This window comes from Bacillus pretiosus (assembly GCF_052947655.1).
In genome coordinates, this window is the sequence record NZ_CM129593.1 from 824,041 (window position 1) to 844,642 (window position 20,602).

Genomic DNA, 20,602 nt, shown 5'->3' on the forward strand with positions numbered 1-20,602 from the left:
TTTTAGTATCTACATTAAGTATAGAAGAGGTGAAGAATCTGACAAATCGTTTTAGCTTACAATAACCTTACAGTTTTGTAAGGTATGAATATGTAAATGTAAGGTAGAGCTTGTCCAAGTGTGAGCAAATGAATTGACTCGTCGTTTCTTTCTAACAATAATATTGTATGAAAGAGAGGAGGAGGCAAGATGGAAGCTTATTTTAGTGCGCATCCATTAAAACCATTTATTCCATACTCAAGGCAACATGTCCTTATATTATTTATTATGTTGGTGGGGATATTTTTTCTATATCAATACCAAGATTTATTGCGTCAAAATGAGTGGAATATAACGGTTCGATATGCGATTGCATTTTTATTTGTTGGGAGTGAAATTGGGCTCCATATGTGGGAATGGAAAGCGGGGATTTTTGAACTAGGCACTTCATTACCATTTGAGCTATGTACGATTAGTTTATTGTTAGCATCGATTATGATTGTAACGAAAAGTTACCGCATATATGAGATTGTATTTTTTACAGGGATTATCGGTGCATCACAAGCTATTTTAACGCCGAACGTGCAATATGCTTTTCCGCATTTTCGCTTTATAGAATTCTTCGTTGCACATGTATTACTCATTTGGGCACCACTCTTTATGACGTGGGTAGAAGGATATAGACCGACCTTGCAATCAATTAAGCGTACGATGATATTTTTAAACATAATAATTCCAATCGTTTCTTTTGTGAACTACAAAACAGGTGGCAATTATATGTTTTTAGCTCGTAAGCCAGAAACTGCTTCATTACTTGATATGTTAGGACCACACCCTTACTATATTATTTCATTAGAGCTTGCAGCGCTTATTGGATGTTTTATTTTGTATATGCCGTTTGCGAAAAGAGAAGGGCATGCGCATAAAGAATCACTAGGATCATAACCTAGTGATTTTTTATGGTCAGGTTTAATTGGAGTCTATTTTAGATCATTAACAGTGAATCCATGGATTCCTCTCGTTCCCATTACATTTTTTGGACTTACTATTTTTTCAGGAAATATGATTGTAAAAAGTATAGAAGAGGCGATGATGAAAGTAAGGTTAGGGGGAGAGATAAAGAAGGACGCTATAGAAGAGGAACAATCTGCTGTGCAGTCAAAAGAAGAGTTATTTACTTTTAAACATACGATGTGAAGAACCTAGGAAACTAGGTTCTTTTATTTTGCTATATTACAATATCGTAAGAGAGATGTAATGAAAATCGATAGGGGAGAAATACAATTTCGTATACACTTCATGTATAGAGAAATGCGAGAGCGGGTGAAGATGTACGATGGATTTTTTAGAAGTATCAAAACGTAGTATAAAACGAAATATGAAAGATTATTTTCTATACTTTATTTCATTAGTAGGCAGCATTATTATTTATTTTACATTCGTATCGATTAAACGAAATGAAAGTGTAGTAGCTCTTTTAAAAGAGTCGGATAAAGTGGAAACGACATTTACGTTTGCACAAATATTGTTAATTATCTTTTTAACGATATTTATTTTTTATTGTAATAGCTTCTTTTTACGAAAGAAGAAAAAAGAAATTGCGCTATACAGTTTATTAGGTATCCGTAAAGAAGAAATTGCGAAGTTACTCTTTTATGAAACGTTATTAGTTGGTGGTGCGGCAAGTGTGTTAGGTATTCTTGCTGGTTTATTTATAGCGAATATGTGCGCAGGGCTTCTTGTGAAGTTAATGGGAAGTGCGTTTACTTTTACATTTACGATTTCATTTTTATCTATAGTAGAAGTTCTTATAACGATAGGCGCAATTTTCTTTATTGCATCATGGAAAAGTAAAAAGTTAATTTATGAGCATCGTTTAGTTGAATTACTATATGGTGAAAATCAGAAAGAAGAGGCACCTACGGATTCAAGTAAGAAGGCAAAGCGAGCAATTGTTTTATTAATTACAGGTTATATTATTGCGCTACTCACACAAATCTTTGGATTTGGAGCCATTTTTATTACAGGTCTACTGATTTTTGGTTGTATTGTAAAAGGTACGTTTTTACTATTTGAGCAATATACAGTGAAATCACTCCATAAAATAAAGGGAGATAAAACGAAATATTGGAATGGAACGAACATTTTATCGATTTCTTCATTGTTCTTTAGAATAAAAGGGAACGTAAAGATGCTGGCGCTATTATCTTTATTAAGTGCGGTAACATTATGTACGATTGGAATTAGTTCTAGTATGTATTATGGAGCGCAGAAGACAGCGGCATTAATGAATCCAGTTAGTTATGAATATGTAACAACTGGAAAAGGATTAGATAAGAAAGTTAGAGAAGAAATTCAAAAGCATGAGTTAGCAATCAAACATGAAACGTCTGTAGCTATGCTGTCTATGCAAGGGAAGATAGATGGAAAACAAATATTAACAGGGTATTTAATAGGTAATGGTAATGTACAAGTTATAAAAGTGACAGATTATAATAAATCAGCTTCTATGTTAGGCAATAAACAAGTTATTCTCGGTTCTGAAAAGGAAGTTATTTTATTAGATCCATATAAATCATATAACATCGAAAAGAATTCGCTTGAAGGAAGTAATGTGTCCTTTGAAGGGATGAAGAGTGGTTTAACAATCGTTGATCACCGCGAAGAAACAGTTGTTAGTGCGAAACTTGCACCAGTGGGGCTTGTTGTTCGAGATTCGCTATTTAATAAGTTGCAGCAAGGAAAGGATGTTTCAACAGTTAGCGGATTTATCGTTGAAGGAAACGGTAATAGAGAGCTAACGAAAGAGCTAGGGACAATCATTCCTAAAGAAGTGAAATTCCAATCATTTGAAGAGGCGAGCCAATCTGAACTGCAAGATGGTGCAGTATTATTATTTGCTAGTATATTTTTAGGGATTGTCTTTATTTTGGCAACGGGTTGTATTTTATACTTTAAACAAATAACAGAAGCGATGGCAGAGCGACCAGCGTACGGAATGTTAAAGAAAATTGGACTAACGAAAAAGGAAGCAACAGAGTCTGTAAGAAAGCAAGTAGGCGCAATATTTTTAGTACCATTACTTCTTGCGATTTGTCATACATTCTTTGCATTTTTAAGTTTGATGGGCTTTACAGGAATGTTTGAATATAGCCTTCCTTTACTAGGCAGTATAGGTGTGTATATAATCATTTACTTTGGTTACTATACGTTAACGGTCCGTTCGTACACAAATATTGTATGTAGCGATAGAAAATAAAAAAGGAGCAAGCATGGATTTCATGCTTGCTTCTTTTCTTTATTTTGTAGAAACTTCACCTTCAGCTTCTGTTTGAGGAATATAGTATCCGATTATACCACCAATGATTGCTGGAATAATCCAACCAATTCCTAAGTTATAAAAAGGAATGGTGTGTACGATATTAGCGATAAAACTTGGTATCATTCCCACATTATCCAGTGCATGAATACAGCTAATAATGAATGCTGCGATCATTGCTCCGATGTAGACAGAAGGTTTACGTTTCGTATATTTATCAAGAAATGATACGAAAATTAAAATGATTGTAATTGGATATAAAATAATTAATACAGGTAATGTAATTTTGATTAATAAACTTAATCCTAAGTTTGAAATCACGAAGCTAAAAATACAAACGTATAGTACGAGCTTTTTGTAAGAAACATTTGTTAATACTGTTGCAAAATAGTTGGCGAATGCACTTACAACACCAATGGCTGTCGTTAAACAAGCGAAAATAATGGCGATGCTTAATAAAACATTACCGCTCGTCCCAAAGAATTGGTACATAACAGTAGCTAATAGTTGACCACCGTTCTCGAATTGTCCTAAGTTGCCGTTTGAAGCGCCGATATAACCAAGTAAGAAATAAACAATTGTTAAGAATAAGGCTGCAATGCTTCCGCAAATGATTGTATATTTCGCAATTGATTTCTTCTCTTGTATACCGTTTTGGCGAATTGCATTTACAACAATTGTTGATAATACGAGAGCACCGATTGCATCTAACGTTAAAAATCCTTCAAGAAATCCTTTGAAAAATGGAATTTCTTTATAGTCACCAATAGGTTCTGTAAACGTTCCTGGTGAAAGAATCGCTTTTGTTGCCATAATTGCAATAATTCCAAGTAAAATTGGCGTTAGTATTTTTCCAATATGATCTACTAATTTTGATGGATTTAATGATAAGAAGTAAACGACTGTAAAGAAAATCGCACTAAAGATTAACATAGAGTACCATTGGTCCGGGAAAAGTGGTGCAATCCCAATTTCGTAAGATACAGATCCAGTTCGTGGAATAACAAATAGTGGGCCGATTGAAAGATAAATAATGATAGCGAATATTGCTGCGAATTTTGGATGAACACGGCTTGCTAAAGTGTTAAAACTACCACCGGCAAGGGCAACAGCGACGATAGCTAGTAAAGATAAACCGACGTCTGTAATAATAAATCCTGTAATGGAGACCCACATATTTTCTCCGGAAGAAAGACCGAGAAGGGGCGGAAAAATCATATTACCAGCACCGAAGAAAACTGCGAATAGTAATAAACTAATCGAAAGTATTTGCGCTGGTTTTAAAGTTGTACGCATATAAAGAAAATCCTCCTAATGAGTATTTTTGTCGAAAATTCAAATAATTTGTCGAGTAACTGTTACTATTTTAAAGGTCTGATGACTAGAAAGCAATAGGGAATTTTGAAAATATTAAAAAATAATACATTAAATCGAATAAATATACTATTTATATCTTTAATAGGAAGGATTTAACTTTTAACGTAAAAAAACACATATCACTAGGATACGTGTTTTAAAAAAATATTTTTTTATCACGTTCTTCTTTTAAAATTTCAACTGCTTCTCGGAAACGTTGTGAATGGACAATTTCTCGTTCACGTAAGAAGCGTAGGCTGTCATTTATATCTGGATCATCTGATAAGTTAATGAGCCATTGATATGTTGCGCGTGCTTTTTCTTCAGCTGCGATATCCTCGTATAGATCGGCAATTGGATCGCCTTTAGCCTGTATATAGGTTGCAGTAAATGGAACACCAGCAGCATTATGGTAATGAAGTGCACTATCATGATCAACATAATGAGGATCAAGTCCAGCGGCTTTCATTTGTTCAGGAGTTGCATCTTTCGTTAGTTTATAAACCATCGTAGCAATCATTTCAAGGTGAGCAAATTCTTCTGTACCAATATCAGTAAGTAGGCCAATGACTTTATCAGGAATTGTATAACGTTGATTTAAGTAACGTAGTGCAGCAGCTAGCTCGCCATCTGCACCGCCATATTGCTCAATTAATAATTTTGCAAGTGCTGGATTGCAAGTTCCCACTTTAACTGGGTATTGTAATTTCTTTTCATAAATCCACATAGTTTCTCTCCTTTATATTTGCCATGGCCAAGGACCTTTGCTCCATTCCCAAGGAGCATTGGAATAGCTGTTTCCAAACTGTTGGAGTGGCCCGTATTTTTCTTCCATCTTTTGTTTTAATACTCGCCGTTTATAGGAAAAATCATTAAATTGATTAATCGCAGCGGTGTCATCTGGATGTGTATCTAAATAAAGAGTGAGTTCAACTAGTACAAAGTCCAGTTCTTGAAGCTCCAGTAAAAGCTGATAGTATTCTTCTGGTAGCGATTGAGTCACGTCAGTAGTCACCGCCCTTTTTTATAAGGATTTTCATAATAGTCATAAAAAATAGGCCATAAAGTCCCTTTTTGTAGCGCTTCTTTTGGCGTGAATTGTGGTAAGTTTGGCGGTTGAAAGCCTAAAAATAAATTAGGAGGAGTAGAATAATATTTTTTTCCGATAGGAGGACAAGGGTCGAGAGGACTATGATAGGGCACGAATGATCTCATATATTTATTCACGAATAAACCTCCTTAAATGTTCATTACTACGTATTGTATTCAGACATAATGAGCATTTATGACACATATAAAAAAGTAATAAGTACAGGGGGAATGAATGTGGAGAATGTAAAGAATTTAATTGTGTTAGAAGTAAAGAACTTAAAGGAAACTCTGTATTTTTACGAAGGGATTTTAGGAATAACACCTAGTTCAGAGAGGCCGCAATTAGATATTACAGGGGTTTGGTATGATACCGATTCAACGAGAATTAGTTTTGTTATGAATCGCAGTTTGGGCGGGCGTGAGAAGAGTGTTACGGACTCAGTTGATGTTCTAACGTTTTCAATTTCTAACATAGAGAATGTAAAGAAGAGGTTAGTATTTTATAAAATTGCATATACAGAAAACAAAAGTGAGAAAAGTATTGTAGTACAAGACCCAGATGGATATAAACTTCAAGTGGTAGAGAAGGATGAATAAACGGAGGGGATTTAGTGGAGAGAAATTATGAAGAAAGTGCGTTGTTTGAGCATCAATTTTGGCTAAAGGTACTTACTGATCATGCACAATTTTTACTTGATGCATTAGCTCCGAAGGAAAAAGAGGATATAAAAAAAGCTACTTACTTTGTTGAAACATTTACGAATTTGTTAAATAAAGTTCGGAATGTGAATCTGAGGGCATTCTCAAAAGAGGCAGAACAAGCTGCTAAGGAAATTCGGACGTTTAAATTAAGTATTATACAGAAGCAGTTGGAAGGGAAAATTACTATTCATTTTACACCAACTTTTATTAATCATATGGTAAACGAAGTGGAAGAGTATATAACGGTTTTAGAGTTTTTGAAGAAAGGGGAAGTTCCGCCTGTTTTTCATGAATTGCATTATCATCTCGTTTGGTTAACGGATGCGGCTGGTCATGCGGGCTCTATTTCTGGTGGGCTAGATCTTGTTGAAAAAAGATTAAAAGAGAAAAGCGAAGAATTTACGAAGCATTTTGAACAATTTTACTTAAAGGCAGTTGAGATGACTGGGTATTTACGAACGGAGCTTCATCATTTTCCAGCATTAAAGAAGTTTACAAAAGATGTTTCACTTGAATTGAAATTATTTTCGCATTTTTTACATGAAGTGGAAGAGCTCGAGTTATCGCATGAAGTATTAAGTGCACTATCAGCTAGAATGGCAGATCATATGGCAAGAGAGGAATGTTATTATTTATTAAAATTAGCTCAATCATCTGGACTCGAAATGCCGAAATGTAATCCGCTTTAAAGAACAAGAGGTCAATTTCATTTGGCCTCTTGTTCTTTTTTGTTTTCTCTTTTTATTTTTGCTTGTTCAATGCTTGCCTGTAATGTCTCCATAATATTAATGATGTTCGGAGCTGGAGAGATTGTTTCAGTTTTTTCCTGTTGTTCAATTTTATTCTCGATTAATTCGGTAAGGGCTTCTGCATATTCATCTATATACATTTCTTGTTCAAAAGGATTTGTAAGGTGGTGGATTAAATTAATTGCTGCGGTGAGTTCTTGTTTTTGGATAGGGTAATTTTCATTACTTGGTAAGTTAGGTGTATTGGTTATATCGCGAATTTCATTAGGGTAGTGGATGGTTTGTAACATAAGTCCATCTTCAAAGTTACGGATAATAGCTAAATGTTGTTTTTTTCTAATAGAAATATGAATAAGCCCAAGTTTATTTGTACGTTCAAGAGCTTCTTTTAATAATAAATATGATTTTTCATGTCCTGGGGTAGGGCCTATAAAATAAGAACGGTCATAAAGAACAGAATCGATTTCGTTATTTTGGATAAAAGATATAATACGAATGGATCGTGGTTCGTGAGCTTTTTGCAACGCAGCTAATTCTTTTTCATCAATAATGATGTATTTATGAGGTGCATATTCATAGGCTTTTACAATATCTTTATCATCAATTTCTTCATCCGTACAATCAGGAGCAAATTTTTTATATTTAATAGGTGTTAAGCATTCTTTATGGAGACTTAAAAATTTTATATCGGTTTCTTCTACGGCGCTATATAGTTTAATTCCTATATTTAATAGTCCAAGTGAAAGTGCACCTTTCCATACGGTATGCAAATGAAACCTCTCCTTTCATTCAAAAATGATTATGTATATTATGAGATAGTAAGAAATTTCCTATACGTTTTTTGTTTTTTACGGAAGGGTAAGCAGGAGGGATTGGGATATAAAATATATTGACAAGCCCTCTGAAATATTTTAATGTGAGTGTATAAAATTGTGTATAAAGGGGAGTAACTTATTACAGTAAAGTCGTCATTACAGGGAGAAACCCTCGGCTTTATTGGCAACGTTTCGTTGTTAGTGAGACCTTTACCAGCAATGGTAAAGGCCCCTTATTGTCTTTTTTAGGACCCTTACCATATTTGGTAGGGTCCTTTTTGTATACAAAGAGAGGAGAAATAAAAATGAAAAAACTTATTAGTAGATTAAGAGTTGTATTTCATGTCCGTCGTTTCGTTCCATTCCTATTTGACTTTTTTACTTCAAAAGAGGTTTCAATAAAGAAGAAAATTTTATCTGTTGCTTTTTTAGTTGGGTATGTTGCGATGCCGCTTGATTTAATTCCAGACTTCCTGCCGTTTATCGGTATTTTAGATGATATTGGAATTGTGTTATTCATTTTGAACCGAATTGTAAAAATGGCGCCAGTTCAATTACAAGAAAAGCATAACGTAAACGTAGGATAGGAGTTAAAAATATGGAGCAAATTATTTTAGATATAATTGAGTTTTTAAAGCAGTTTTCTTATTTTGGAGTTGTGTTAGCATTAACGTTTGAATTTATTCCAGCAGAAGTAGTGTTGCCCATGGTTGGATATTGGGTGTACGAGGGGGATATGAATTTTTGGCTAGCTGTATTAGCTGGAACACTGGGGGGAACGACAGGACCATTAACGTTATACGCACTCGGTTATTACGGTGGTCGTCCTCTATTAATAAAGTACGGGAAATACTTCTTTATTAAAGAAGAACAAATTCAAAAAGCAGATGATTTCTTTGAGAAATATGGACCAGTTGTAGCATTTGTTGGACGCTTTGTACCGGGAGTTCGAACGCTTATTTCTGTTCCATGTGGTATGGCAAAAATGAACATATGGAAATTTAGTATATATACATTTGTAGCAATGTTCCCGTTAACGACTTTGTATATTTATTTTGGGATGAAATTAGGTCCGCATTGGGCAAAAGCGGCGGATGTTGTTGGACAATATATGCTACCGATATTACTAGTCGTAGTTATTGTTGTAGGTGGTATTTTAATCTATAAATTTATGAAAAAAAGAAACAGAACGGAATCTATCTAGTCATTAGTACAGGAGTTGTCTTATTTTTTGAAAATAGATGAATAGTACAGGCAAAAGACTCTGAGGGACATACACATATAAGGAATAAGTAAGAGAGAGGGGAAACTTCTATGTCTTGTGAATGCTCAGGGGCGGCATTAACGTGTTGTCCAGATAAAAATTATGTGCAAGATAAAGTGTGTAGTCCATGGTCTGCTACTGTAGTTGCAACAGCAATTGATAATGTTCTTTATACAAATAATATTAACCAAAATGTAGCTGGTACTGGTTTTGTTAAATATGATGTTGGCCCAGGTCCAATTACTGTAGAAGCGCTTGATTCTGCTGGGGCTACAATTGATACACAAACATTAAACCCAGGAACGAGTATTGCTTTCACGTATCGTCGCTTTGATAGTATACAAGTTGTGTTACCTGCAACACCTGCTGGAACGTATCAGGGAGAATTTTGTATTACAACACGTTATCCACTTTCATAGCAGAATAGGAGAGGATCAAAATGGGAATGAGAAGTTCCGGTTTGTCTTGTTGTTCTAATAAAACACTTGTGCAAGATCAAGTATGTACAGACTGGTCTATTACAGGTGCTGGTACTCAAATTGTATATACGAATAATATTACACAAGAAGTATATGGTTCAGGTTATGTGAAATATGATGTAGGCGCGAATCCCATTACAGTTGATTTTTTAGTAGGTGCTACAGTAGTTGATACAATTGCTGTACAACCACAAAGTAGTGGTACTTTCACTGTACGATATTTTACGACTGTCCGAATTACTACGACAGGAACAACTGTTAATCAAGGAGAGTTTTGTATTACTGTACGTTATCCAATTTCATAAAAAAGCATACCGTAAATGGTATGCTTTTTTTATTAAGGACGTAATGAAATTGGTATTTTATAAGCAACATGTAAATTGGCAACAGTACTTACCTTCTAAATATAGTGAAGGATTACTTTGTATATTGATAATCCTGACTGACTCTAAGTCTTTTCCTGTGTATGATATTGTATTACCAGGAAACACAGTGAAAACATTAATTGCTGCTCCAACGATTTGAATTGTAATTGCTTCTGTGCTGCTAGTACTATTGTAAACCGAGACATTACCTGATATAAGTAGTATTCCATCACTTTGCCACAGTATCATTGATTGTGATGCATCTTTGACAGAGGAGATGGTGTTATTCGTTATGAGGAAATTCCCTGCAAATTCATTAGTTACTCGCTCGCAACTTGGATTTGGAGGAGGGGGCGGTGGACAAGGGTCTGGACAAATGATAGATAAAGGAGCGAAACAGCCAATATTTTTTTGTTTCTTCAATACAACCCCTCCTTTTAAGTTGTCTTTTACTATTATTAAATGTAGAAGCATGGCCGATGTGTTAAAAAAAGAAGGAAATGTTAAAAATTAAGATTGTCTAATAGGCTTAAACCTTAACTTATCATTAGTGTTATAGAAAAGATTATATGTGAATCATCATAGGAAAAGAATGACCAGACTCTTTTAGACAAAAGGTGGTTGTATACAATAGTACGAGGAATGTTGGACTTAACTTCTAATTAACTGTATATTTACAAAAATCTAATAAAATTAATTTGTTATTTAAACGGCATTAATATGTTTTAGATAAAATAGCCCTTGTAATGAATCAATTATTATGAGGAGGATTCACGTGGAAAGAACTATTTTACGAAAAGTAAAAGGCCTTATTGGATTATTAATGGTTTTTGTATTAGCGTTCGTATCATTTCCGTGGAGTACATCAGTCAAATCGGAAGAGAAGAAGCAAGAAAAGGCACCAAGTGAGAAGAAGATCGTTTTTCCAGTCGTAAGTGATGTACATATTAAAAATAGTGGAACGGATGATACGTTTCGCTGGAAACGAGCAATCGAGCAATTTAATACACTTGCACCTAAACAAGATGCGTTCGTAATTGTGGGAGACTTTACTGATTCAGGATCGGTACAACAATATGATCGTTTCATGCAAGTATATAATGAAAATGCAAATAAAGGTGCGGTACGAATGAATTCTCTAGGCAATCATGATTATTGGAACGGTTTAACTGTAGAGGGAGCGCAGAAACGTTTCTTAGAAAAAACAGGTATGGAATCGATTTACTATCATAAAGTGGTGAAAGGGTATCACTTCCTTGTAATGTCTCCAGAGGATGGGACAACTCACGGATATTATTCAGACAAGCAAATTAATTGGTTAAAAGAAGAGATGGCAAAAGCTCAAAAAGATGATCCAGAAAAACCAATTTTCGTATTTTTACACCAACATATTAAAGATACAGTATACGGTAGCCAAGAATGGGGAACAAAAGATAGTGCGAAAATTAATGAGGTATTAAAACAATACCCACAAGTTATTACGTTTTCAGGTCATTCACATTATCCGTTAGATGATCCAAGATCGATTCATCAAAAAGACTTTACATCAGTTGGCACATCTTCAGTAAGTTATATGGAGGTTGAAGGTGGTAAAGTACAAGGAAATATCCCGTCAGGAGCTAGTACATTAAGCCAAGGTTTATTAGTAGAAGTAGATGATAAAGAAGTAACGATTAATCGCCGTGATTTCCATACAAATTCTTGGACAGGCGAGCCTTGGAAAATTAAATTACCATCAAAGAAAGACACATTTACACATGTAGAAGATCGTGATAAAGAAAAGCCATACTTTGCAAAAGATGCGAAGTTGTCGGTATCAAATGTAATAGAAAATGCAGCAACAGTAACATTCCAGCAAGCGTTGGACAACCTTCTTGTTCATTCTTACCGTGTACAAGCGAGAGATAAGCAAACGGGAGAAATAAAGAATAAATTGTTAGCATTCTCAGAGTTTTATCGTGATCCAGTGCCGAAAGAACTGACATTTACGCTTGCAGGACTAGATGGCGGGAAAACATATACACTGGAAGTCGTTGCGATTGATTCATTCGGCAACGAAAGTGTACAACCATTAACGGCAGAGATTACTACGAAAAAAGATAATATTGACCCGAATGTGAAAGTACCAAAGGCGGATGTTTTTGATGTAAACTTTGCAGATGGTACATTTAAAGACAATTCATCATTTGGTACAAAAGGTGATGTTAAGGGTAATGTGACTATTGAATATGATAAAGTGTTGAAAAAGAATGTTATGAAGCTAAACGGAAAAGCAAATACATTTGGATACCTTCCATTTTCAGCAGCACAAAAAGAGAAAGTAGCAAATACATTTACATTAGAAACTGTGTTTTCAATGAATGAAATTCGCGGACAAGGTATTTTACAAAATACAGAGAGCGGCGGAATTGGTTTTGAATCTACAGGAAGTGGTTATGTAGAATTATGGGCTCATATTGGTGGAAGTTATAAACGTGTTGGCGTTCAATTAGAGGCTAATAAAACGTACCATTTAACAGGAACGTATAACGGAAGTGAAGTAGCAATTTACGTAGATGGTAAAAAAGTAAATAGCCAACCAGCTACAGGGAAAGTATATCACCCGAACGTACCATTTGCGCTTGGGGCAGACCCTGATAGTAATGGGAATGGTGGTATACCGCTAAATGGACAAATTGCGCTTGCAAAATTATATAGTAAAGCATTAAGTTCCTCAGAAGTATTAGCAGCGTATAATGAGTTTTCTAATCGTACAAAATTAGAGCAAGTAAACGCGTTATATGAAGAGCTTGGGAAAGTGAAAGAAGTGTTAGCTGGTACGTATGAGTTTGGTGACAAACCAGGTCAATATTCAAAGGAAGCATTTCAAGCACTAGAGAAAAGCTATAACACTGCAAAGCAAGCATTTGAAAATGTAGGAAGTACTGGAGAGCAAATCGTCCAAACGTATAACGAATTAAAAACAGCTAATGTAACATTTGTACAATCAAAAGTGGCAGAAGAACAGCCGAAAACACTGAAAGAAAAATTACAAATCAATATTGAATCTGCAAAAGCAGTAGTGAAAAAAGCACAAGCTGCAAATGTAACGGACGGTTCAGTGAAATCATTGAGTCAAAAAATTACAGTGGCAGAAGCTGTATTAAAAGATGCGAAAGTAAAAGATGCACAAGTAGAAACGATGAATCGTACGATAGAATATGCGATTTCACTCGTTGAAAAAGGCATAAGCAAATAAGAGAGAAGAAAAAGAAGCTTATCATGATAGGCTTCTTTTTTGTTATACTAAAAATAGCATAGAATGAGGGAGCGAATAATTTGGAAGAGAAAAAGCTAAAAAGAATTCTTGAATATGTATGGATCGCGGTTGTGCTCCTTGTAGGATATTATTTCTTAAAAGAGAAAAGTATATGGGTTCTATTTTTAATGACGTTTTTATTAGCGGGTTTAGGCACGTTATTTATTAACTTCTTCTTTGATAGTTTAAATGCATGGAAGAAGAAAAAGAAGGGAACGAAGTAAAGGAGGGAACATATGCAAAAGTGGAAGCTTATATATCAGGTGATTATTTTCCTATTGCTTGTAGGTATTGGCGTTTTTAAATACGCTACACCGATAGGAAATTGGGCATCGTTTACAGCTTGCATCGGCATATCTTTCGTTTTACAATCGTTAACGAAAAAAAATAATCAGACATGAAGGTAGCTCGCCGTTTTATCGGCGAGCTATTTTGTTATGCTTTTTTCTTTTCATCACTTGTTTTTTCAGTAGCTAAATGACTATGTTTTCTAGAGTAGAAGAAATAGAAGCATAAGCCGACTAGAAGCCAAACTGCAAAGCTTATCCATGTCGTTTTAGACAAATTGATCATTAAATATAAACAGCAAAGAATTGCAACAACTGGTAATACAGGTACGAAAGGTGCGCGGAATCCACGTTTTAAATCAGGATGTGTTTTTCGTAAAATAAGTACAGCGCAGCAAACGAATGTGAATGCTGTTAACGTACCGATGTTTACTAAATTCGCTAGTAAATGTAAGTCTAAAAGTCCTGCTAATAAAGCTGACACAACGCCAGTAATCCACGTGTTTAATAAAGGGATTTTTACTCTTTTATTCACACGTGCTAACGCTTTTGGAAGTAAACCGTCGCGGCTCATTGCATACGAAACGCGAACTTGTCCATACATAACGACTAAGAGAACGGTTGTCATTCCAGTCATCGCCCCAACAGCGAGTAGTCCTGCAATTGTATCTTCGCCAACGAAATGTAAGGCAAACGCAACTGGATCAGAAACATCTAATTGTGTATACGGAACCATACCTGTTAAAACGAAAGATACAATCATGTATAAAACAGTACAAATAAGAAGGGAACCGATAATGCCAATTGGTAAATCGCGCTGTGGTTTTTTCGTTTCTTCTGCAGCGGTTGCGATTGCATCAAAGCCTAAGAAGGCGAAGAATACAGTGGCAGCCCCAGTAATGATACCGTCGTATCCGAATGGAATGAACGGAGTCCAATTTTCAGGTTTTACATATTTTGCCCCTGCTACGATAAAGGCGATAATAACAGCTAACTTGATAAGAACCATAATATTATTAATGCGTGCGCTTTCGCGTATACCGAAACTTAAAAGTCCCGTAATGAGTAGTAAAATACAAACAGCCGGTAAATCGATAATACCGCCTTTTCCTACGCCAGGGGCCGAGGCTATTATGGTGGGCAGATGGATGTTAAATCCTTGTAGTAAAGATTGTAAATAACCAGACCAACCGACAGCTACTGCCGCGACTGCAAGTAAATATTCGAGCATTAAACACCAGCCGACGATGAAGGCGACGACTTCTCCGACTGTCATATATGCGTAAGTGTACACACTTCCTGAGACAGGAATAGAAGAAGCAAATTCAGCATAACAAAAGGCTACACAAGCACAAGTAAATGCAGCAATAAGGAATGATAACATAATACCAGGACCAGAATGTTTCGCTGCGACAATACCTGTTAATACAAAGATCCCTGTCCCAATTACGGCGCCAATTCCTAAAAATGTTAAATCAAGTGCAGTTAAGGTTCTATCTAACTGCCGTGGTGATTCAGTACTAAGCGGTTTTTTTCGTAATAATGACTTCACTTTGGACTCTCCCCCCGTTTTTTCATTTTCATAACTGCGAATATAGTATGAGCCCACTAGAAAAGAGTATATAAGTAAATGGAGGTACAGTTATGGTAGGTTGTTTTTTAAAATTGCTGGATTAATTTTATTATAATTCAGAATATTTTGTCAAATAAAAATGTGACAAATAAAATGCGAATGAATAGGGGAAACTACTGGCAGGAATGGACGAGGGTTAACAGAGTGACAAAACCACTCATAAAAGTTTTACTTTATAAAGTAGGAGAAGATGTTATGTTATTTTATTTTGAACTTGTCGTCATTTTACTTTGTACGAAATTAGCTGGTGATATTAGCGTTAGGCTTGGCCAGCCTTCTGTACTTGGTAAATTAATCGTTGGTATTATTATCGGTCCGGCTGTGCTTGGTATTATTAATAGTTCTGAACTCATTGATGAACTGAGTGAAATTGGTGTTTTACTACTTATGTTTATGGCAGGACTTGAAACAGATTTAGAAGAGTTAAATCGAAATTTGAAATCTGCATTCGCAGTAGCGATGGGAGGAATTATTTTCCCATTCCTTGGTGGGTATTTAGCAGGACTTGCGTTCGGAATGTTACAGTCGCATGCGATCTTTTTAGGGTTATTACTTTGTGCCACGTCGGTTAGTATTTCTGTTCAAACACTAAGAGATTTAGGGAAAATGAATACGAGAGAAAGTACGACGATTTTAGGGGCAGCTGTATTTGATGATGTAATTGTTGTTATTTTATTAGCATTTGTGATGAGTTTTTTAGGTACACAAGATGTAAATGTAACGCTTGTCATTGCAAAGAAAATTATCTTTTTTGTAAGTATCGTTTTCATCTCTTGGAAAGTTGTTCCATGGATTATGAAAATGCTCGTACCACTTCGCGTAACAGAAGCGTTAATTAGTGCAGCTCTTATTATTTGTTTCTCATTTTCGTATTACAGTGAAATGATGGGGATCGCAGGTATTATTGGGGCATTTGCAGCTGGAATTGCCATTTCGCAAACAGAGTATAAGCATGAAGTAGAACATAAAATTGAACCGATTGCTTATGCGATATTTGTACCAGTGTTCTTCGTAAGTATTGGAATGGAAATTACATTTCATGGTATCGGAAGCCAGCTTTGGTTCATTATCATCATGACGCTTATTGCAATTTTTACAAAGTTAATCGGATCAGGTTTAGGAGCAAGACTGACAGGGTTCAACCTTCAATCTTCTATTAGTATTGGTGCGGGGATGGTTTCGCGCGGAGAAGTGGCGCTTATCATCGCAGCGAATGGACTTGCGGCGAATTTATTAGCGAAAGAAAATTTCACAGCGATTGTTATTGTTGTTATATTAACGACGATTATTACGCCGCCGCTTTTGAAGAAGTATTTTGTATAGAGAGGAAGAGCTTATCTGATGTAGGTAAGCTCTTTTTTATTGGAAAAAAGCAATAGTCATATAGCGTGAATAGGTTGTAATTATGGTAAAATCTACGTATATGATAAGTCGAGGAGAGAAAATGTGTGAGGATTACGAAGGGGAAGGTTATCGGTATAATCATACTTATTGCGCTATGTATACCATTTACTGCATGGAAAGAGTCAAAAGTGAAAGACTTTCCGGTTTCTATTTTTTCTTCCTATGTAGAAGACGAAAACCCGAAAGACTATAATTATACTGCTTTTGTACCTGACTTTGCAATTTGGATACATGGATGGGAAAAACAGCGATCTGAAGGTGAAATAACGTCGTATAAAAAAGGGGATCGAACTGTAATTGTTCACCATCCACCTGGTAATGATGGTTTTTATCTATACGATGTAAATGATGTTAGAGAATAAACGCAACCGTAAGAAGTGGAGGTTAAATAGTGAAAGCTTCAACATTACTATTTAAAATTGAAAGTAATATGGATCAATTTTCACCAGCTGAAAAGAAGGTTGCCATGTACATAATGGAGAATGCAGAGATTGTTCCGAACTTAACGACGAAAGAAGTGTCAACGAATGCAGGCGCGAGTGAAGCAAGTGTTGTTCGCTTTTGTAAGTCAATCGGAATCGGAAGCTTTAAAGCATTTAAAATCGCGCTCGTTCGTGAATTGACGATTGCTGATTATAATATTAATGATTTTTCAGTTATGAATACGGAAGATGGACCGTATGATTTGTTTAATAAAGTTACGTATGTGAATAAAGCTGCAATTGAGGCGAGCGTTACTGCGATAGATAAAAAGGAACTTGAGAAAGCTGCAGATCGTATTGTAAATGCAGATAAAATTATATTTTATGGAGTAGGCGGATCAGCTACTCCTGCGATGGACGGGGCTTATAAATTTACAAGGCTCGGATTTACAGCGATGATGCTATCAGATTTTCATATGATGTTGCCGCTTGTGACGAATTTAAAAGAGGGCGATATATTTGTTGCCATTTCAACATCTGGTCGTACGAAAGATGTACTTGAAATGGCGCAATATGCGAAGAGACAAGGTGCAACAGTTATTGCGATTACAAAGCTTGACCAATCATCACCTTTATATAAAGAAGCGGATATTCGTCTTTGTATGCCAGATGTAGAGCAAGATCATCGTATTGCGAGTATTGCTTCGAGAATGACACAGCTGAATATGATTGATGCTTTATATGTGATTACTTTTAATCGTATTGGTAATAAAGTGCTGGATCAATTTATGGAGACAAGGGAAGAAGCTCTACGGTTACGGAAGTTAAAATGAGAAGATGGGGAAACCCATCTTTTTTTTGCGTACTGACATAAAGTGAAACTTTAATAAGTGGGGGCATCCCCCACTTATTATTAGTTGAACCAATCGGACTTTTACAGGCAGTTGATCCCCCACCTATCTTCTTTGTTTTCGCTGAATTTGAGGTGGGGGTCTTACTGCCAGTTAAAGTGGGATAAATTCGTCATGAAAAGAAATAAAATTTCATAAAATAATAAAGTAATATTGATTTTAAATTTCTTAAAGTTATAATGAAAGTATGAAATTAAATTTCAAAGCAGGTGATAATATGTTAGAAAATTTATCGACAGAACATCGTAATGAGAAGACGATGAATTTAGATGAGATGAGTATAAAAGAAGTGTTACAAAGTATGAATGAAGAAGATCGAACTGTTGCGTTAGCAGTTGAAAATGAAATAGAAGAAATTGAAAAGGTTGTACAGATTGTCATTAAATCCTTTGAAGATGAGGGACGATTAATTTACATTGGGGCTGGTACGAGTGGCCGTTTAGGTATTTTGGATGCGGTGGAATGTCCGCCGACATTTGGCACAGATGATAAAATGGTACAAGGATTTATAGCAGGTGGATTGAAAGCGTTTACTAAGGCGGTGGAAGGTGCAGAAGACCGCGAAGAGTTAGCAGAAGAAGATTTAAAAAGTATTGGATTAAATGAGAAAGATACAGTGATTGGAATTGCGGCAAGTGGTCGAACTCCTTATGTAATTGGCGGTTTGAAGTACGCGGCTAGCGTGGGAGCGAGCACGGCGAGTATTTCTTGTAATAAAAATGCTGAAATAAGTAAATATGCAAAACTAAATGTGGAAGTAGAAACAGGCGCAGAAATTTTAACAGGCTCAACGCGTTTGAAAGCTGGTACAGCGCAAAAATTAGTACTTAATATGATTTCAACAGCTTCTATGATTGGTGTGGGGAAAGTATATAAAAACTTAATGGTAGATGTTCAATCTACAAATGAAAAGTTAGTAGAACGATCAAAACGCATTATTGTGGAAGCAACAGGTGTGAGCTATGAAATAGCAGCAGAGTGTTATGAAAAAGCAGAACGTAATGTGAAAGCTGCGATTGTTATGGTGTTACTACAGTGTGAGTATGGGGAAGCACTGAAGAAATTAAAAGAAGCGAAAGGGTTCGTGAAGAAGGCACTATAAAATAATAGGGAGGGGGATTCTATTATGAAGAAAGAAGAGAGAATGGCCAAAGAAATATCAGAGCAACTTGGGGGAGTAAAAAATATTCGTGGCATTGCTCATTGTATGACGAGGCTGCGATTAACGCTTCATGATGAAAGTAAAGTGAATATGGACCTTTTGAAAAAGGTTGAAGGGGTTATGGGCGTTATTGAAGATGAGACGCTTCAAGTTGTTGTTGGCCCAGGGACAGTAAATAAAGTAGCAGCTGAAATGGAAGGTTTAACGGGACTGCGAATCGGTGAGGTGGCAGATCATCACCTTGAAGACCTTGGGCAAGAAATGAAGTCAGAGATTAAGAAGAAAAATAATACACCAGTGAAAAACTTTTTAAGAAAAATAGGAAGTATTTTCATTCCGTTAATTCCAGGTCTTGTTGCCTCAGGAATTATAAACGGGGTCGCTAACTTTGCGAAAAACGCAGGTGCTGATCCGAATGCAACGTGGCTACAAATGCTACTACTCATTGGTGGCGGTATCTTTACATTCTTAGGAATTTTAGTCGGCTGGAATACAGCGAAAGAATTTGGCGGGACACCAGTTCTTGGGGCGATTGCGGGTATTTTAATTTTTAACCCGGCGATGGCGAATGTAAAATTATTTGGTGAAGCGCTCGTACCCGGACGGGGCGGATTGTTTGCAGTTATTTTTGCAGCATGGCTTATGGTTGTAGTAGAAAGACAAGTTCGAAAAGCAGTGCCAAATGCAGTTGATATTATCGTGACACCGCTCATTACTGTGTTAGTCGTAAGTATTGTAACGATGTTAGCCATTCAGCCGGTAGCAGGTTTCTTATCTGAAGGAATTACAAGCGGAATTAATGGTATTTTAAGTATTGGCGGCGCATTTGCGGGAGCAGTACTTGCTGGAACATTTTTACCTCTCGTTATGGTCGGATTGCATCACGGTTTAACACCAATTCATATGGAATTTATTAATCAAACGCACGTAACACCTTTATTACCAGTACTCGCGATGGCTGGAGCTGGGCAAGTAGGAGCAGCGATTGCCATCTATGTGAAAACGAAAAACAAACGACTTCGTAACGTAATTAAAGGTGCATTACCAGTTGGATTTTTAGGAATTGGCGAACCGTTATTATACGGGGTTACATTACCACTTGGGAAACCGTTTCTTACAGCTTGTTTAGGTGCAGCAGTTGGCGGTGCATTCCAAGCAGTTATGAAAACAGCCGCACTCGGAATCGGTGTATCAGGATTATCATTAATTCCGTTAATTGCTGATAATAAATATTTATTATATTTCCTTGGATTAGTAGTGGCATATACTTTCGGATTCATTTTTACGTACTTCTTTGGCTTTAAAGAAGAAATGGCAGAAAACATATAGAGAAAGGGATTCCTTTCTCTTTTTCTATTCATAGAA

General features: G+C 36.0%; 24 protein-coding genes and 1 pseudogene. 18 read left to right on the forward strand and 7 right to left on the reverse strand.

Annotated features, from left to right (window positions below):
* The first annotated feature begins 189 nt into the window (after positions 1-189).
* The 3 genes and pseudogenes from ACU8YW_RS04255 (at position 190) to ACU8YW_RS04265 (ending at position 3,238) form a co-directional block, all read left to right on the forward strand.
* On the forward strand, positions 190-924 hold the full coding sequence (locus ACU8YW_RS04255; RefSeq protein WP_097891333.1) for a YwaF family protein: 735 nt from the start codon (positions 190-192) through the stop codon (positions 922-924).
* A 15-nt stretch (positions 925-939) separates the two neighbouring features.
* Positions 940-1,176: pseudogene (locus tag ACU8YW_RS04260) on the forward strand (peptide ABC transporter permease); the annotation flags it as partial.
* A gap of 139 nt (positions 1,177-1,315) precedes the next feature.
* Positions 1,316-3,238 (forward strand): FtsX-like permease family protein, encoded by a 1,923-nt coding sequence (locus ACU8YW_RS04265; protein WP_098133080.1) that lies wholly within the window; start codon positions 1,316-1,318, stop codon positions 3,236-3,238.
* Positions 3,239-3,277: 39 nt separating this feature from the next.
* Here the strand turns inward: ACU8YW_RS04265 and brnQ2 are convergent, their stop codons facing one another.
* The 4 genes from brnQ2 to ACU8YW_RS04285 form a co-directional block, all read right to left on the reverse strand.
* On the reverse strand, positions 3,278-4,594 hold the full coding sequence (gene brnQ2 / locus ACU8YW_RS04270) for a branched-chain amino acid transport system II carrier protein BrnQ2 (protein WP_046957263.1): 1,317 nt from the start codon (positions 4,592-4,594) through the stop codon (positions 3,278-3,280).
* A 217-nt stretch (positions 4,595-4,811) separates the two neighbouring features.
* Entirely contained in the window at positions 4,812-5,381 is a 570-nt protein-coding gene (cotJC, locus tag ACU8YW_RS04275) for a spore coat protein CotJC (protein WP_000265275.1), read from the reverse strand.
* Positions 5,382-5,393: 12 nt separating this feature from the next.
* A complete protein-coding gene (locus ACU8YW_RS04280) occupies positions 5,394-5,657 on the reverse strand; it encodes a spore coat protein CotJB (RefSeq protein ID WP_000194492.1) in 264 nt (87 codons plus the stop codon).
* An 8-nt stretch (positions 5,658-5,665) separates the two neighbouring features.
* Positions 5,666-5,881 carry a spore coat associated protein CotJA gene (locus tag ACU8YW_RS04285; protein WP_046957262.1) on the reverse strand — a complete coding sequence of 72 codons (216 nt, stop codon included), beginning with the start codon at positions 5,879-5,881 and terminating at the stop codon, positions 5,666-5,668.
* A 48-nt stretch (positions 5,882-5,929) separates the two neighbouring features.
* Here ACU8YW_RS04285 and ACU8YW_RS04290 point away from each other — a divergent pair, with 48 nt between their 5' ends.
* On the forward strand, positions 5,930-6,343 hold the full coding sequence (locus ACU8YW_RS04290) for a VOC family protein (RefSeq protein ID WP_097891327.1): 414 nt from the start codon (positions 5,930-5,932) through the stop codon (positions 6,341-6,343).
* A 14-nt stretch (positions 6,344-6,357) separates the two neighbouring features.
* Positions 6,358-7,137, forward strand: coding sequence for a DUF2935 domain-containing protein (locus ACU8YW_RS04295; RefSeq protein ID WP_097891325.1), 780 nt, complete (start codon positions 6,358-6,360; stop codon positions 7,135-7,137).
* Between the two features lie 17 nt (positions 7,138-7,154).
* Here ACU8YW_RS04295 and ku read toward each other — a convergent pair whose 3' ends face one another.
* Positions 7,155-7,967, reverse strand: coding sequence for a non-homologous end joining protein Ku (ku, locus tag ACU8YW_RS04300; protein ID WP_097891322.1), 813 nt, complete (start codon positions 7,965-7,967; stop codon positions 7,155-7,157).
* 350 nt (positions 7,968-8,317) lie between these two features.
* On the opposite strand from ku, the gene ACU8YW_RS04305 reads away from it, so the two are divergent.
* From ACU8YW_RS04305 to ACU8YW_RS04320, 4 genes are all read left to right on the forward strand, one after another.
* On the forward strand, positions 8,318-8,599 hold the full coding sequence (locus tag ACU8YW_RS04305) for a YkvA family protein (protein WP_000733852.1): 282 nt from the start codon (positions 8,318-8,320) through the stop codon (positions 8,597-8,599).
* An 11-nt stretch (positions 8,600-8,610) separates the two neighbouring features.
* Entirely contained in the window at positions 8,611-9,216 is a 606-nt protein-coding gene (locus tag ACU8YW_RS04310; RefSeq protein WP_000435010.1) for a DedA family protein, read from the forward strand.
* 110 nt (positions 9,217-9,326) lie between these two features.
* A complete protein-coding gene (locus tag ACU8YW_RS04315) occupies positions 9,327-9,695 on the forward strand; it encodes a DUF3992 domain-containing protein (protein WP_426933982.1) in 369 nt (122 codons plus the stop codon).
* A 20-nt stretch (positions 9,696-9,715) separates the two neighbouring features.
* Positions 9,716-10,060 (forward strand): DUF3992 domain-containing protein, encoded by a 345-nt coding sequence (locus tag ACU8YW_RS04320; protein ID WP_262719722.1) that lies wholly within the window; start codon positions 9,716-9,718, stop codon positions 10,058-10,060.
* 57 nt (positions 10,061-10,117) lie between these two features.
* Here ACU8YW_RS04320 and ACU8YW_RS04325 read toward each other — a convergent pair whose 3' ends face one another.
* Positions 10,118-10,501, reverse strand: a complete 384-nt coding sequence (locus ACU8YW_RS04325) for an S-Ena type endospore appendage (protein ID WP_340437027.1) — start codon at positions 10,499-10,501, stop codon at positions 10,118-10,120.
* Here ACU8YW_RS04325 and ACU8YW_RS04330 point away from each other — a divergent pair.
* The 4 genes from ACU8YW_RS04330 to ACU8YW_RS04345 all read left to right on the forward strand — a co-directional run bounded on the left by ACU8YW_RS04330 (position 10,386) and on the right by ACU8YW_RS04345 (position 13,819).
* Positions 10,386-10,634: a hypothetical protein gene (locus ACU8YW_RS04330; protein ID WP_306651601.1), complete on the forward strand. Its 249-nt coding sequence runs from the start codon at positions 10,386-10,388 to the stop codon at positions 10,632-10,634. The genes ACU8YW_RS04325 and ACU8YW_RS04330 overlap by 116 nt on opposite strands.
* A gap of 261 nt (positions 10,635-10,895) precedes the next feature.
* Positions 10,896-13,358 carry a LamG-like jellyroll fold domain-containing protein gene (locus tag ACU8YW_RS04335; RefSeq protein WP_426933981.1) on the forward strand — a complete coding sequence of 821 codons (2,463 nt, stop codon included), beginning with the start codon at positions 10,896-10,898 and terminating at the stop codon, positions 13,356-13,358.
* 80 nt (positions 13,359-13,438) lie between these two features.
* Positions 13,439-13,642, forward strand: a complete 204-nt coding sequence (locus tag ACU8YW_RS04340) for a hypothetical protein (protein ID WP_000391504.1) — start codon at positions 13,439-13,441, stop codon at positions 13,640-13,642.
* A gap of 12 nt (positions 13,643-13,654) precedes the next feature.
* Positions 13,655-13,819 (forward strand): hypothetical protein, encoded by a 165-nt coding sequence (locus ACU8YW_RS04345; protein WP_098133077.1) that lies wholly within the window; start codon positions 13,655-13,657, stop codon positions 13,817-13,819.
* A gap of 34 nt (positions 13,820-13,853) precedes the next feature.
* Here the strand turns inward: ACU8YW_RS04345 and bcaP are convergent, their stop codons facing one another.
* Entirely contained in the window at positions 13,854-15,257 is a 1,404-nt protein-coding gene (gene bcaP, locus ACU8YW_RS04350; RefSeq protein ID WP_088062060.1) for a branched-chain amino acid transporter BcaP, read from the reverse strand.
* Between the two features lie 180 nt (positions 15,258-15,437).
* Between bcaP and ACU8YW_RS04355 the strand changes: the two genes are divergently transcribed.
* The 5 genes from ACU8YW_RS04355 to ACU8YW_RS04375 all read left to right on the forward strand — a co-directional run bounded on the left by ACU8YW_RS04355 (position 15,438) and on the right by ACU8YW_RS04375 (position 20,566).
* Complete coding sequence (locus ACU8YW_RS04355) at positions 15,438-16,661, forward strand: cation:proton antiporter (RefSeq protein ID WP_106383189.1); 1,224 nt, start codon at positions 15,438-15,440, stop codon at positions 16,659-16,661.
* Positions 16,662-16,786: 125 nt separating this feature from the next.
* Positions 16,787-17,104, forward strand: a complete 318-nt coding sequence (locus tag ACU8YW_RS04360) for an outer surface protein (protein ID WP_262719719.1) — start codon at positions 16,787-16,789, stop codon at positions 17,102-17,104.
* Positions 17,105-17,133: 29 nt separating this feature from the next.
* A complete protein-coding gene (locus tag ACU8YW_RS04365; protein WP_000648163.1) occupies positions 17,134-17,997 on the forward strand; it encodes a MurR/RpiR family transcriptional regulator in 864 nt (287 codons plus the stop codon).
* Between the two features lie 295 nt (positions 17,998-18,292).
* Positions 18,293-19,177, forward strand: a complete 885-nt coding sequence (murQ, locus tag ACU8YW_RS04370; protein ID WP_088608447.1) for an N-acetylmuramic acid 6-phosphate etherase — start codon at positions 18,293-18,295, stop codon at positions 19,175-19,177.
* A 24-nt stretch (positions 19,178-19,201) separates the two neighbouring features.
* Positions 19,202-20,566, forward strand: a complete 1,365-nt coding sequence (locus ACU8YW_RS04375; protein WP_000711311.1) for a PTS transporter subunit EIIC — start codon at positions 19,202-19,204, stop codon at positions 20,564-20,566.
* Positions 20,567-20,602 lie beyond the last annotated feature (36 nt).